11 protein-coding genes are annotated in these 15,598 nt (G+C 39.0%); 6 read left to right on the forward strand and 5 right to left on the reverse strand.

Annotated elements, in window-relative coordinates; translation table 11 throughout:
* Positions 1 to 375 precede the first annotated feature (375 nt).
* The 3 genes from ACS125_RS13780 (at position 376) to ACS125_RS13790 (ending at position 5,628) form a co-directional block, all read left to right on the forward strand.
* On the forward strand, positions 376 to 1,923 hold the full coding sequence (locus tag ACS125_RS13780; protein ID WP_443272742.1) for a tyrosinase family protein: 1,548 nt from the start codon (positions 376 to 378) through the stop codon (positions 1,921 to 1,923).
* 42 nt (positions 1,924 to 1,965) lie between these two features.
* The gene (locus ACS125_RS13785; RefSeq protein WP_443272745.1) at positions 1,966 to 3,930 is read left to right on the forward strand and encodes a multicopper oxidase family protein; all 1,965 of its coding nucleotides are present in this window, start codon (positions 1,966 to 1,968) and stop codon (positions 3,928 to 3,930) included.
* Between the two features lie 354 nt (positions 3,931 to 4,284).
* Positions 4,285 to 5,628 carry a PepSY-associated TM helix domain-containing protein gene (locus ACS125_RS13790; protein WP_443272747.1) on the forward strand — a complete coding sequence of 448 codons (1,344 nt, stop codon included), beginning with the start codon at positions 4,285 to 4,287 and terminating at the stop codon, positions 5,626 to 5,628.
* Between the two features lie 73 nt (positions 5,629 to 5,701).
* Here ACS125_RS13790 and ACS125_RS13795 read toward each other — a convergent pair whose 3' ends face one another.
* Positions 5,702 to 6,754, reverse strand: coding sequence for an NAD(P)-dependent alcohol dehydrogenase (locus ACS125_RS13795; protein ID WP_443272749.1), 1,053 nt, complete (start codon positions 6,752 to 6,754; stop codon positions 5,702 to 5,704).
* Between the two features lie 288 nt (positions 6,755 to 7,042).
* On the opposite strand from ACS125_RS13795, the gene ACS125_RS13800 reads away from it, so the two are divergent.
* Positions 7,043 to 7,930, forward strand: coding sequence for an AraC family transcriptional regulator N-terminal domain-containing protein (locus tag ACS125_RS13800; RefSeq protein WP_443272751.1), 888 nt, complete (start codon positions 7,043 to 7,045; stop codon positions 7,928 to 7,930).
* 98 nt (positions 7,931 to 8,028) lie between these two features.
* On the opposite strand, the gene ACS125_RS13805 is transcribed toward ACS125_RS13800, so the two are convergent.
* The 4 genes from ACS125_RS13805 to ACS125_RS13820 form a co-directional block, all read right to left on the reverse strand.
* The gene (locus tag ACS125_RS13805; RefSeq protein ID WP_443272753.1) at positions 8,029 to 8,901 is read right to left on the reverse strand and encodes an NAD(P)-dependent oxidoreductase; all 873 of its coding nucleotides are present in this window, start codon (positions 8,899 to 8,901) and stop codon (positions 8,029 to 8,031) included.
* On the reverse strand, positions 8,901 to 10,277 hold the full coding sequence (locus ACS125_RS13810; RefSeq protein WP_174744779.1) for an MFS transporter: 1,377 nt from the start codon (positions 10,275 to 10,277) through the stop codon (positions 8,901 to 8,903). Before ACS125_RS13810 ends, ACS125_RS13805 begins: the two co-directional genes overlap by 1 nt.
* 33 nt (positions 10,278 to 10,310) lie before the next feature.
* Complete coding sequence (denD, locus tag ACS125_RS13815; RefSeq protein ID WP_443272755.1) at positions 10,311 to 11,282, reverse strand: D-erythronate dehydrogenase; 972 nt, start codon at positions 11,280 to 11,282, stop codon at positions 10,311 to 10,313.
* Between the two features lie 215 nt (positions 11,283 to 11,497).
* Positions 11,498 to 12,433, reverse strand: a complete 936-nt coding sequence (locus ACS125_RS13820; protein WP_443272758.1) for a LysR family transcriptional regulator — start codon at positions 12,431 to 12,433, stop codon at positions 11,498 to 11,500.
* Positions 12,434 to 12,544: 111 nt separating this feature from the next.
* On the opposite strand from ACS125_RS13820, the gene ACS125_RS13825 reads away from it, so the two are divergent.
* Together ACS125_RS13825 and ACS125_RS13830 are read left to right on the forward strand one after the other, a co-directional pair.
* A complete protein-coding gene (locus ACS125_RS13825; RefSeq protein WP_443272761.1) occupies positions 12,545 to 13,720 on the forward strand; it encodes a fumarylacetoacetate hydrolase family protein in 1,176 nt (391 codons plus the stop codon).
* 87 nt (positions 13,721 to 13,807) lie between these two features.
* On the forward strand, positions 13,808 to 15,595 hold the full coding sequence (locus ACS125_RS13830; protein WP_443272763.1) for an IlvD/Edd family dehydratase: 1,788 nt from the start codon (positions 13,808 to 13,810) through the stop codon (positions 15,593 to 15,595).
* Positions 15,596 to 15,598 lie beyond the last annotated feature (3 nt).

Consider the following 15,598-nt stretch of genomic DNA (forward strand, 5'->3'; position numbering starts at 1 on the left):
TTCAAATAAAATAATTTTTAATATTTAATTTTAATCAAAAATCTTCACATCTAACATTTCATTTAATAATGAGACTTTAAACCCATAAATTTTAAAGAACAAAACAAATTAAGCAAAAATATAATTATTTTTATTTTAAAAACCTTTTGATTATTAATAAAAAACTATTATAAATAATATACCAAATATTTAAGTTTTTCTAAAAAATTACAGGATTTAAAATTAAATTTTTTCATTATTAATATTAAATATAAACCTTTAATAAAAACTTCTTTATATGCTAGATTAGATTAAGATTTACCCAAACCAAGGGTAAATTCATACATTACTAATAATCAAATATAAGAATATTAAACATGACAAGGATTTAAAATCATGAAGAGAAATTATTATATTTTAGGAACTCTATTGTGTGGTATGAGCTTAACGACTCATGCTGACTCACTACGAATGAGTGCCACGGAGTTTGCAAAAGATCCAGCCAAAGTAAGCGCATTACAAAAGGGTTTGGAAAAAATGCGAGCAAATAATAATGCTCCCCCTTTATCACCGGAGTTTCGTACAAGCTTTAATTACTGGGCCAATACACATGGCTATTTTGGTACAGGTAAACATGCAACAGACAAAGATTATTATGTTAATCAATACCGTATGCCACAGTGTTTAGAGATATATAGTAAAGCAGTATGTGACAGTTACTATAAGCATATTCAAAATTCACCAGTCCCAAATGATGGCTTTACCGATGACGTTTGGGGTACATGCCAACATGGCAATTTAAATTTCTTACCTTGGCACCGTATGATGCTTTATTTTTATGAGCGGACAGTACGTAAATATGTTGGGCAAGATTACTCTCTTCCTTATTGGGATTATTACCAAGAAAAAGCTGCTAATGGTAAAGGCTTAGCACTCCCTCAATTGGTCCGGGGTAAACAGGCTGGGACTTTATATGATCAGTACCGTACACCGGGTTTAAATGCAAATATCAGCGCCATCGATCCAGACAATGCCAGCGCTGCTCAAGCATTTAAATGGGATAACTTCACAGACTTCTCTAACCAATTACAGTCTCAACCCCATGGTGTCATGCACTGTGCAGTCGGTAAAAACTGTGTGCTACCAGATATGGGATTTGTACCTATTGCAGGCTTAGACCCCGTATTTTATATGCACCATGCAAATATCGACCGCTTATGGCAATGCTGGTTAAATAAAAAAGCAAATGGGCAACCAATTACGCTTGAATGGGCCAAGAAAAATTTAGGTATGCCAGATAGTTGGTATGACACCCGATATACTTTTGCAGATGAAAACGGCAACAAAGTCACCATGAGCATTGCTGATGTATTTACCCCCGGTAAAATCCCAGTGCGATATACCAATGAAAATGCTTGTAAAGTTGAAGCTACTGTCATGAGTAGTAAAGGTGCTGAAAAAGCAAACCTATTTAAAATGAATCATAAACCAGTTAGCAGTAATAAAAGCATTAAGCTTATGGGTGTAACTCAAAAAGTAGCTTTAGCTCCTCAAACTGCAAGTTTCCTAGAAAACTCAAGTCAACTTACTCAAACAAAGCTCTCATCAGGACAAACTTATTTAATATTAGATAATGTCCAAATGATTGGTAATCCAAATCTAACCTATAAGATTTATCTATCTCCAAAAAATAAACCTGACCAAAAAATTTATGTTGCCACAATTAACTACTTCGGTGTGTTAGATCATGACCACGGCGGACACCCAGGTCATATTGGCCAATTGGTCTATCAAGTCAGTGATCAAGTTAAGCAATTAGGCATGGCTGCTGAAGACTTAGAAGTTCAGTTTGTTGCGACTGATTTAACACTTGATCAAGTGAAAGAAAAAGTAAGCTCTCAAGGCTTGAGTATTTCTCAGGTTCGCTTAGAAACGTCAAAATAATAATTAAGGGAGAGGCCTGATTTTTTCAGGCCTATATTCATTATGAAAATAGTTCATTTAATATTATGCACGCCTCTAACTTTAGTAAGTTGGTGTGTATCAGCAAATGATTCTTCTGACCGTATATTAGAAGACCCACCCGATATGACTGTTGCACGTAAACATGTTGCATTACTTGCTGCACCCAACCCGAAAGTTTCATCAACAAATACGCCGCAAATGCAATCTTCTAATGAAGCATTATTTACATGGGAGGTTAAAAAAACGAGGAACAAACTATGGAACCCAGCGACAAATCGTTATGACGAAGTTTTTTTACGTAGTTATCAAGGTACAGATACGCAGCCCAATACACCTTATATTGCTCCGACGATTGAAGTATTTCCGGGAGAAACTGTACGAGCAAACTTAGATAATCAACTTGATATAGACCCGATTACTCACAAAAAATTTCCTAAAGACCCAAGTTGTACTGGCGATCATTTTGATGTGAATAAACCCCATTGTTTTGATGGCACTAACATGCACACTCACGGTTTATGGATTAACCCAGCAGGAAATAGTGATAACGTTTTAATTTCGATTAATCCGGGTGTTAATTTCCAATATGAATACAACATACCACCCGATCATCCAGCCGGAACATTTTGGTATCACCCGCATCGACATGGTTCAACCGCTATTCAAGTTGCAAGTGGTATGGCAGGTGCTTTAATTATTCGTGGATATCGTCAACCTACCCCCAATAAGACAGGTGATTTAGATTTACTCACTTATGGTTTTAAGGAAAGAACGCTAGTTTTTCAGCAAATCCAATATGCTTGCTATGATGCTAACGGAAATATCGAAACCGATAGTAATGGCAACTATATTTGCCAAAACAATCAAATTGGTGAAATTAGAGATTATCAAGGGTTTGGCCCGGGTGATTGGGGGAAATCAGGCCGATATACGAGTATTAATGGCGAAATACAACCTTTCATTACTCAAGCGGTTGCAGGACAAGTTGAGCGTTGGCGAATGGTACATGCTGGTGTGCGCGACAGTATCAACTTAAGCGTTCGTCAAATGCAAAATATTCCTTCCAAACTCGATTTGACCCCAATGGGTGAAAAGAGATTATTAAGTGAGAGCTGTACAGGGCCTATTGTGAACCAACACCTGATTGCAGCCGATGGTCTAACCTTTAAACAGGTTATGGATAAAACAGTTACCGTTTTTCAACCGGGTTACCGTTATGATGCATTGATGCAATTCCCGCAAGAAGGCCGTTATTGTCTAATTGATGAAGCTGCATCAGCTTCGGCGAACGTAGACCGTACATTTTCGCAAAGACGCTTACTAGGTATCATTCAAGTTAATAAAGCCACTTCAACACCTCAGTCTTTAACAACGGTATTAAGCAATAATGCAGCACGCAATATTGCCCCAGATATGCGTCCCGCTGTGCTTCAAGATTTACAACAAAATTTGAAATTTAGTCACTTTGTTCCTCATCAGGACTTACCCGCTACACCGTATAAACAATTTTTAGAATTTAATATTGATACAAATGCTGATCCAGTTCAGTTCCAGGTGAATGGAAAACCGTATCAACCAGATCGAATTGACCGTACGCTCGAGTTAGGCAAAACCGATGAATGGATACTCACCTCTAAATTAGCCAGCCATCCTTTTCATATTCATGTAAACCCATTTCAAGTCGTGGCAGTGTATGACCCTAACGGTAAAGATGTCAGTGATATAAACGCCGTAGATGACTATGACAAAACAGCGGCCCCTGACCCACAATATCGCGGTCTAAAAGGAACATGGAAAGATACAATCTGGGTTAAAAACGTACAAGGAGCCAGTTATAAAGTGATTGTTAGAACCAAGTACGAACGCTACATCGGTGACTTTGTATTGCACTGCCATATTTTAGATCATGAAGATCAAGGCATGATGCAAAATATTCGAATTAGTCTTTCAGATGGAAATGGTGGTATTTCCCAAGGCCATCATTAATTGGGGATTGTATACAATTTTATTCTAATAAAACCGCTTATCCTAAAATAAGCGGTTTTTTAAATATTAATTCTGATATTTAGATATCTTCAGTTCTTGTAGAAAAATTTACGATAAAAAATCCAGATTATTTAAATAATAAGTTGTTTCATTATTAAATATGTCATGTAAATAAGATCTTAAGGCGTAAGTAAAAAATATATAATTTACCAAGTAATAAAAACCATTTAATTATCAAACCAGACAATATGCCTAAGAGCTACTCAAATAATTTAATACTGGTTACAGCTCAATCAGCATCAAGATAAATAAGTCGTTATAATCCGCCCACCACCTGACAAACATTCTTTTCTGATGCTGACTCAATCATCCTTCTGGCGTAGTCTTTACCGTTTAATTCATATTTATGCTGGTATTTTTATTGCGCCATTTATCTTGTTCGCAGCAATCACTGGTTTACTCTATGCAATTACGCCTCAAATAGAGCAAGCGATTTATAAAGATGTTCTATATGTTGAGCCACTGAAGCAACCGCCACATAAGCTGAGCCAGCAAATTGAAGCCGCAAAGCAAGTAATGCCTAAGTCTGCACAGGTGATTGAAGTTAGACCAGCGCCAAGCTCTGACCAGACAACCCGTGTAATTTTCTCAGATCCTATATATGATTTTACGAGTGAAGCCGTTTTTATTGATCCTTTTACACTTCAAGCCAAAGGCCATCTAGCGGTTTATGGTACCAGTGGGGTTCTGCCGTTTCGAACTACACTCGACCAGCTACATAGTAATTTATTACTAGGAAAATGGGGTCGCTTTTATAGTGAACTGGCAGCAAGCTGGTTAGCCATTTTGACTTTAACTGGACTCTATAATTGGTGGAAACGTCGTCAAAATCTTAAAATTAGACAAACACAAAAAAATAGATTACTGAAATGGCATAGCACGTTGGGTTTAGCATTATTCCCTCTCTTATTAATAATCGCCATTACGGGTCTTACATGGTCTGAGTGGGCTGGAGATAATATTCGGGTTGCTCGTCAATGGCTTAATTGGCAAACCCCGACATTGGCAACTTCTCTTCAAGAAGATAATTTACCTACAGTGATGCACCATGAGCATCACGACATGCCGCACAGTGAAAACGTTAACTTAAATATTATTTCAAGTGAATACGATAGCGCTCTTTCAATAGCCAGAGCACATGGCATTGATGCAGCACAAATACAAATCAAGCCACCAACCAGTGGAAATCAAGCTTGGACCGTAGCCGAGATTCAGCGCAAATGGCCAACTCAAGCAGACAGTATCGCCATTGATATGGAACAACATAAAGTCATCGATCAACTTGCTTTTAAAGATTATTCACTGATGGCAAAGCTCACTCGTTGGGGAGTAGATGCGCATATTGGTGTTTTATTTGGCTGGATAAATCAATTAGTACTGGCGCTTTATGCTTTCGTGCTGTGCATTATGATTATTTATGCATACAGGGCTGCGTTTAAAAACTCGAATTTAAAACTCATGACGAGCCACTTTGTTGGGCAAAGCTTATTAGTTTGGAACCATGCAACTGGCTCACAAAAAATAGGATTAATATTGGTGGGTCTCGTGTTAGGGCTAAGCTTACCTGTTTTTGGTTTTAGTATTTTATTTACGCTATTTATCTTTGCTATGCGTAAATACATTCCTTCTAAATCATAACACTCACATTGGTATTAAACTTTTGAGCTGTGCATACTATGCATAGTATGCACAGCCGAAAATGACGACTAAATTAATCTTCAGATAGTGTTTTCATATCAATCACAAAACGATACTTCACATCGCTCTTTAGCATACGTTCAAAAGCGTCATTAATGTTTTGCATATCAATCATCTCTACTTCAGACACAATATTATGCTCACCACAAAAATCGAGTAGCTCTTGTGTTTCCTTAATTCCGCCAATCACCGACCCTGCAATTGATTTTCTTCCTAAAATCATAGGTACTGAATTTGCGCTAATTTCACCTAAATATCCGACCAGCACAATTGTTCCATTTAAAGCTAGTGTTGGAATATAAGGCTTCAAGTCATGGTTATAAGGCACCGTATCAATAATCAAATCAAATTGATTTAACACTGATTTCATTTGAGCTTCATCTGTTGATAACACAACATGATGCGCTCCGAGTTGTTTTGCATCCTGTTCTTTGTTTGCTGAACGAGTGAATAATGTCACTTCTGCACCTAGAGCATTGGCAAGTTTAATCGCCATGTGTCCTAAACCACCTAAACCGACTACAGCGACTTTACTGCCCTTTCCAACATTCCAGTGACGCAACGGCGACCAAGTGGTAATACCCGCACACAGTAGAGGTGGTACAGCTTGAGCATCCAGATTTTCAGGTACTTTTAATACAAAATCTTGGCTACACGTAATACTTTGTGAATATCCACCATAAGTTGGGCGTCGGTCGTGGCGATCTACGCCGCCATAAGTCTGGATGTTACCTTCTTCACAATATTGCTCTAGCCCTGAATGACAAGCCGAACAAGTACGACATGAATCGACCATACAGCCAATACCTACTAAATCACCAACTTTATACTTTGTGACCTTAGGACCAATTGAGCTGACACGACCTACAATTTCATGGCCCGGAACGATTGGATAAGCACTAAATCCCCAATCGTTTTTAGCTTGATGTAAATCGGAATGGCAAACACCACAATATTCAATTTGAATGACAACATCATCTTCACGTGGGGTTCTACGTTCAAACTTAAACGGAACTAAAGGAGTTTCTGATGACAGCGCGGCATAACCTAAAACTTCAATTGTCATATTTTTTCTCTCATGTTTAATGTTTAAATAAAGACGATTTCTTCGCTGGACATTCATTGATGGCTATAGATTTTGAAAATCCATAAATAGGTTTTAGAACGTTTTGGTTCACTAAGTTCCAACTCATCGACTTTGTGCCATGTTGATCAGTATAAAAATGAAAATCGTAAGCTGTTGTTCTATTCCTCTCACAGATTTGCCTAATCCTCCGAATTGTTGCACTTCTCACTATTTTTCTGATTTGAAATGCCTACAATAAAAACACAGAGGGTAATCGGTGGAATCTGAATGGCGAATAGGTCTCTAAACCATAATCAAGAATTAGCTCAACTTATCGATCAATGGACACGTGAGAAAGGTACATTCGAAACGCCTATTATGGGACTGACTTTATTTCGTGCAGAAAAATTGACCCAACCAAGTAGCAGCATGATGGATGCAAGTCTATGTATGATTGCTCAAGGGAGGAAACAGGTAACTCTTAGCGAAGAAACCTATACGTACGACTCTAACCATTTCCTTTTTACGGCAATTGACCTACCTGTAATTGCTCAAGTTCTTGAAGCTTCAGTTGAACGCCCCTATCTTTCAATAGTTCTACGCCTAGACCCGTATGTACTCGCCCAAATCATGCTTGAAGCCCACATACCTTTTAAAGATGTAAATACTGAGAAAAAAGGAATGGCTGTTGGAGTAGTCAATTCAGAGCTGAATGATGCTTTTATACGGTTAATAAAACTACTCGATACACCACAAGACATCCCCATCTTGTCTCCCCTGATTATTAAGGAAATTTTTTATCGTTTATTGATGAGCCCACAAGGCGATCGACTTAAACGCATTGTGGCGGCCGGAACGACTGGCCATCGAATTGTGAAAGCGATTGAGTGGCTGAAAACAAATTTTGCAAAATCCTTTAGCGTTGAAGAACTGGCAAGCACAATGGGTATGAGTGCTTCTAGTTTTCATCAACATTTTAGGGATATCACTTCAATGAGTCCCTTACAGTATCAAAAGAGAATGAAGTTAACCGAAGCACGGCGTTTATTAATGACCGAAGAATATGATATTTCATCTACCAGTATTCAAGTCGGATATGAAAGTTTGTCTCAATTTTCCAGAGAATATAAACGCTTTTTTGGGGTTTCTCCGTCAGTAGATATTAAGAATATATAAAAGCAATAAATGCTGACCTTCAAAAATTAATACCAAAAGAAAGCGGCACTTGATTATGTCTATTCATCAAGTACCGCTAAATTTAAATCAAAGCAAAATCACACTGGATTCATTCGCTCAAGTTCACGAATTAAACCAGAATGGTCCAACTCACCGTCTCCGGCAGCAAGCATATTTTCAAATAACTGACTCACTTGTTGGGCGACGGGTAAATTCAATTCAAGTGATTTGGCATAGCTAACGGCTGTATGAATATCTTTATGCTGGTTTCGAGCAGTGCCTCCCGGTTTAAAATCTCGATTTAGCATACGTTCACCATGCTGCTGTAAAATTGGAGAATCGGCAAAGCCTCCTGTGAGTGCTTGTTTTAGCTTAATAGGATCGGCTCCGGCTTTACTAGCAAGCAATAAACCTTCACTCACTGTTGCAATGGTGGTTGCTACAATCATTTGATTCACAAGTTTTGCGAGCATTCCGCAGCTAGCCCCGCCCACTAAAATTGGTCGACCCATTGCAGTTAAAATAGTTTCAGCTTGTGAAAATGTTTCAGCTTCACCACCAACCATAATGGCAAGACTTGCATTTTGGGCACCTTTTTCTCCACCGGACACAGGAGCATCTAAGTATCTAAGTCCTCTTTCTTTACACTTTTCACTTTGTGCTTTTGCAACCTCAACCGCTATCGAACTCATGACAATAACCGTGCTTTCAGGTTTTAGCTGTGAAATTGCACCATGCTGCTTAAACAGAATCTCATCACAAGTTTTTCCATCGCTGAGCATACAAATCAGAAACTCTACATCTTTCCCTACTTGTTCAAGTTCAGAGCAAACATGAGCACCCGCCTCTTTTAAGCTATCTGCTTTAGAGGAGGTTCTATTCCAGACTTTTAGCTGATGACCTGCCTTGAGTAAATTCATAGCCATCGGCATTCCCATAATACCTGTACCCACAAACCCGATGGTCGCCATTATTTTATCTCCGCAGCTGTTCGAACTTTAAGTTGCTGTTTTTCTACTTTTAAGCTATTCGATTTTAACTTTGCTAATAGCAGCAGTCCTAAGCCACCCATCGCTACAAAGCCTGCAATGGCAAGGAAAGCTACTGTATAGGTTCCTGTGGTCGTATATAAATATCCAGTTAAATATGGGCCAGTAAAACCACTTAAATTACCCACCGAGTTAATTAATCCAATTCCGGCTGCGGCCCCCACTCCCGTGAGAGTTTGCCCAGGAATGGTCCAGAAAATGTTAATTGCGCTAAACACACCAATTGCAAGAAAGATAAAGCCCACAATAATGGCCCACGGTTGATTTACAAGTAGTGCAATCGCAATTGCTAATGCAGCCATAAGTGCAGCACACGCGCCGTGTTTATAACGCTCTTGTTTACGGTCAGAACGGCGGCTCCATAAAACCATTCCGACGGCTGCAAATGCATATGGAATTGCAGTAAGTAAACCATTTTGAATCAGGCTAATTTCCATACCAAATGTGTTTCTAAATGACTCTAAAACACTTGGTAAGAAGAAGAACATTGCATTTGAACCAGAAGTAATTCCAAAGTAAACAATTGCCATAATCCAAACTAAAGGATTTTTAAACACTTGTTTAATGAGTTCACCTTTAGTTAAAGCAGCATCGGCAGATTGCTCTTTTTCTCTTTCTTCACGTTCTAGTGTAGACATTAACCATTGACGCTGCTCAGCCGTTAACCACTGTGCTTCTTTTGGGTTATTGGTTAAATATTTTAGACAGATTAATCCCAAAATAATGGATGGAATACCTTCTAAGATATACATCAAACGCCAACCTTCATAACCAATAGTATTGCCCCATTGCATGAGACCAACTGAAATTGGCGCCCCAATAATTTGAGCAATTGGTAATCCAAGATAGAACGTGGCAAAAACACGAGCACGATATTTTGCGGGAAACCACAAGGTTAAATAAAAGATCACACCCGGAAAGAAACCCGCTTCTGCAATACCAAGTAAAAACCGTAAAACAATAAACTGCGTGCCGCTATGAATAAAACCCATGAGTCCGGCAATAATTCCCCAAGTAATCATGATTCGGGCAATCCAGATTCGCGCTCCAAAACGATGAAGCAAAATATTGCTCGGTACTTCTGCAATAAAATAACCTAGAAAAAAAACACCCGCACCTAGACCAAAAATCGTTTGAGTAATTCCAAGTGCATCATTCATGTGTAGCGCAGCAAAACCAATATTGGTCCTGTCTAGAAATGCCATAATGAACAGAATAATAAGAAACGGGATAATTCGATTCGAAATACGCTTGATTGTCTGCTCTTCGAGAGCAGTTACATTTTTGATATCTTCCATAATAACTCTCACATCAATTGGCGATCACTGCCATTAATTTTGGGTATCTTCTATATGTGCCTGAATCACGCTTTCAAAATTTTCGTCTGCTTGGAAACCTAAAGATTCGGCATATTCAGCTTTCACTTGAACAGGCCAACTTTGAACAATACGTTGAATGGTTTTGTCTTCTTGCCATTGCACCAAATCAGTTGCTTGTTTGCCTGCAACTTGTTCAAGCGCCTCAAGCATTTCTTTAACCGTAACTGTTAATCCTGGTAGAGGAATAATTCGGTTATCTTGAAGTACATCTGAAGAAATTGATGCAGCTTTAATCATTGATTCAACACAACGTCGCGGTGAAGTAACAAAAACTGGAGTATCTGAAGGTACGGGGCAAACAGCCGGTTCGCCTTTTAACGGTTCACGGATGATTGAACTAAAAAATGTTGATGCTGCTTTATTTGGTTTGCCTGGACGAACCACAATAGTCGGTAGTCTTAAAACACGACCATCAATAAAGCCTTTACGTGAATAATCTGAAACAAGCAATTCTCCTACTGCTTTTTGCATGCCGTAAGAAGACTTTGGTGTAACTACTGTCTCGTCTGTCACCACCTCTGGCAACTGTCCACCAAATACAGCACAGCCACTGGCAAAAATAACCCGAGGCGTGGTTTGTTTCTTTCTTAATTCTTCTAATAAATTTAAGAGTCCGTAGAGGTTAACGTCCATACCTAAATCAAAATCGGCCTCTGCTGCTGAACTCACCACAGCAGCCAGATGCCAAACAACATCAATATTTTCTGTAATATTTGCCACAGTGGTTTTATCGGTAATATCGCCTACCACCACTTCAATTCTTGGATCTTGTGGCAAATCATCGCCAGCAAATGCATCAAATAGAATAATTTTATCGATGGACTGAGGTTTATTGTCATCTAAAGTCAAGCTGCCAGCTTTTAAGATCTCTTTGGCAATTTGCTTTCCAATAAAACCTGTTCCACCAGTGATTAGCACATTCATACAGAGGTCCTTTCCTAGTTTTTATTCACTTAAAAACTTTTGTAATTGTCGTGAATTAAACGATAAGGAGTCCTTGCAATAATTTCCAATGAATAATTTCTAAATATTGATAACTTTTTAATATCAGTTTTATGTTTATAAATTTACTAAACAGAGCAGGTTTTTCTTTTTAATTTTAAAGCCTCAAACCTAACTATGGCTTGAGGCCGAATAGATTATTTACGTTTTGCATTTTTAAGTAAAATGTTAATAAATGCTGCTGCAATATCAGAAACTGGCTCATCTTTGCGCGTTAAAATTCCATAATCCTGCGCATCTAAAATTAGATCTGTTTCTAAAATCTGTAATTGCCCTTCTTTTACCTGATCAATCACCATGGCTTCGGGCAACATCCCCACCATGGGCGCGCCTTTTAAGATCTGCAAAAAGGTCTGCATCGACATGGTATTAACCGTATTTAAAGGAATTTTGACTTTTGCTCTGGCAAATGCGCCTTCCATACGCTGTCGAATTGGCGTGCCTTTAGGATAGAGTACCCATGGCCAATTTAGTAATTCTTCTAATGTACAAAACTTTTTCTTGGCACATGGATGGGCATTATTAACAACAATACAAAACGGCTCTGGGCCTAAAGGTTGAAAATCAAAAAACTGGCTTTGTGTAACATCGGTAAAGCGGCCTATGGCTAAATCTAAAGTATGTTCGCTTAGCATTTCCATTAAATGGTCACTGGTTTGTTCAACAACATCAATAGAAAGTAATGGCCATTCTTTCTTAATCTCAATAATGGAGTTTGGAATCACAACTGCTGTTGCGGCAAAGATACCACCTACTTTTAAAAAACCATGTCCACCTAATCTTAAAATTTCTATGTCTTCGACAAAATGCTTTGCATCGTTTAATACACGCTGGGCATATCGAATTACATGTTCACCTAAAGCCGTTACTGGCATATTTCGAGGCAGTCGCTCAAAAACAGGAAAGCCCAATAAACCTTCTATTTCTTTTAGCATTTTACTCACCGCGGGCTGACTTAGGTTCATCTGCTCGGCAGCCAAATGCATATTATTGGTCCTTGCTAAAGTTTCCAATAACACCAAATGTTTGAATTTCAACCAATTATTCAGGCTTGCGTAAGTCAAATCCGCCATTTTCAAAAATCCTTTTCGATAACTTTTCGTTATTAATAATTAAATTATTACGATTGGTGTTTATTAAATAAGAAACATATCATGATTTCAAATAAAAGAAGGATGCTTTAAATGAACTTTACGTTAAATTCCCAGAACTCATTACCAGATGATGCTACTCAAGGATGTTTAATTGGTCGTGCGTGGATTCCAAATCAAATTTCCGGTCCCTCTCCGATTCTTTTAAAAGGCAATCAGGTTTTTGATATTTCTGAAAAGTTTCACACGATTTCCCAGTTGCTTGAAAGTTCGGATCCTTTAAAAGCTTTATCTGAAATTGAAGGAAAATTAGTGGGGTCAATTGATGAGTTATTTGCCAATACTGTCGCTGAGCCAGATACAAACAAAGCATATTTTTTAGCCCCTATTGATTTACAAGTAATTAAAGCAGCTGGTGTGACCTTTGCAGCAAGCATGTTAGAGCGCGTAATTGAAGAACAAGCAGGTGGCGATGCACAAAAAGCTCAATCGATCCGTGCAGTTGTACAAGGGGTAATCGGTGATAATTTAAAAACAATCGAACCCGGCTCGGAAAAAGCCCTTCAACTCAAAGAATATTTAATTGAACAAAAAATGTGGTCTCAATATCTTGAGGTAGGCATTGGTACTGACGCTGAAATTTTTACTAAAGCACCCGTTTTAGCGGCTGTGGGAACTGGTCAAAATATTGGTATTCATCCAAAGTCTGAGTGGAATAATCCAGAACCAGAAGTTGTATTGGTTGCAAATAGCCACGGTAAAATTTTAGGTGCGACTTTAGGTAATGATGTGAATTTACGGGACTTTGAAGGTCGTAGCGCCTTACTGTTGAGTAAAGCCAAAGATAACAACGCATCTTGTGCAATTGGACCGTTTATTCGCCTTTTTGATCATACTTTTACTTTAAATGACATTCGTGCTTGTGATGTTGAACTGAAAATTGAGGGGACAGATAACTTTGTGCTCAATGGCGTGAGTTCCATGTCTCAAATTAGCCGTGACCCCGAAGATTTAATCCAACAAACCCTGAATGAAAATCACCAATATCCAGATGGTTTTGTTCTATTTTTGGGAACTTTATTTGCGCCTACTCAAGATCGTGAACAAGCTGGGGCTGGCTTTACCCATAAAGTCGGAGATGTCGTCCGTATTCATTCACCTAAACTTGGTACTTTATACAACACGGTTATGACCAGCGACAAAGCAACGCCGTGGAATTTTGGAATAAATGCTTTGATGCGTAATTTAAAGCAACGTGAATTACTGTAATTTTCACGTATTATCGATCGGCTGAATTGTAAGATTCATCTCGTGAATAAACTAAATTTCAAAAAGTATGAGTGAAAGGATCAAAAAATGAATGATCAAAATAAACGGATTTTTTTACGTAGCCAAGAATGGTTTGATGATCCTGAACATGCTGACATGACAGCACTTTATGTTGAGCGTTATATGAATTATGGCCTGACCCGTGCCGAACTACAATCAGGTCGCCCGATTATTGGTATTGCACAAACTGGCAGTGATTTAACTCCATGTAACCGTCACCACAAAGAACTTGCTGAACGGGTTAAAGCAGGTATTCGAGATGCGGGTGGTATTCCCATGGAATTCCCCGTTCACCCGATTGCAGAACAAACCCGTCGCCCTACTGCCGCACTTGATAGAAATTTAGCTTACTTAGGCTTAGTTGAAATATTACATGGTTATCCGCTTGATGGTGTGGTGCTAACCACAGGTTGTGACAAAACTACACCTGCTTGTTTGATGGCTGCCGCAACGACAGATATACCAGCCATTGTGTTGTCTGGTGGACCAATGCTAGATGGCCATTTTAAAGGTGAGTTAATTGGTTCTGGGACTGTGCTTTGGCATGCAAGAAATTTACTTGCCACAGGTGAAATTGACTATGAAGGATTCATGGAAATGACCACTTCAGCATCGCCTTCGGTCGGACATTGCAATACAATGGGTACTGCACTTTCAATGAATGCATTAGCAGAAACTCTGGGCATGTCTTTACCTACATGTGCAAGCATTCCCGCGCCGTATCGCGAACGTGGGCAAATGGCCTATATGACAGGCAAAAGAATTTGTGAAATGGTTCTAGAAGATTTACGCCCTTCTAAAATCATGAACAAACAATCATTTGAAAATGCCATTGCAGTAGCCTCAGCATTAGGTGCATCAAGTAACTGCCCTCCTCATTTAATTGCAATTGCTCGTCATATGGGGATTGAGCTGAGTTTAGAAGACTGGCAACGCGTTGGGGAAAGCATTCCACTCATTGTGAACTGCATGCCTGCGGGTAAATATTTGGGTGAAGGTTTTCACCGTGCTGGCGGTGTTCCTGCTGTTTTGCATGAATTACAAAAGGCCGGCGTTTTACATGAAGGCTGTGCATCAGTCAGCGGTAAAACGATGGGAGAAATTGCTAAAAATGCAAAAACCTCCAATGCAGATGTCATTTTTCCATATGAACAACCATTGAAACATGGCGCAGGTTTTATCGTACTTAGCGGCAATTTCTTTGACAGCGCCATTATGAAAATGTCTGTCGTCGGTGAAGCATTTAAGAAAACCTATTTATCTGACCCAAATAGTGAAAATAGCTTTGAAGCACGTGCAATCGTTTTTGAAGGTCCCGAAGACTACCATGCACGAATTAATGATCCAGCCTTAGACATTGATGAACATTGTATTTTGGTCATTCGTGGCGCTGGAACAGTGGGCTATCCAGGTAGTGCAGAAGTTGTAAATATGGCTCCACCCGCAGAGTTAATTAAAAAAGGCATCGATTCACTGCCTTGCTTAGGAGATGGCCGCCAAAGTGGTACGTCTGCCAGCCCTTCTATTTTAAATATGTCACCCGAAGCGGCGGTAGGCGGTGGAATTGCATTATTAAAGACCAATGACCGTTTACGCATTGATCTCAATAAACGCTCCGTCAACGTACTCATTTCTGACGAAGAGTTAGAACAACGCCGCCGTGAGTGGAAACCGACGGTCTCTGCCTCTCAAACACCTTGGCAAGAAATGTATCGCAACATGGTGGGTCAATTATCTACTGGCGGTTGTTTGGAACCTGCAACTTTATATATGCGAGTCATAAATCAAGACAACCTTCCAAGACACTCTCATTAATTT

It is taken from the genome of Acinetobacter sp. PFS20 (assembly GCF_052261015.1).
Classification (GTDB): domain Bacteria; phylum Pseudomonadota; class Gammaproteobacteria; order Pseudomonadales; family Moraxellaceae; genus Acinetobacter.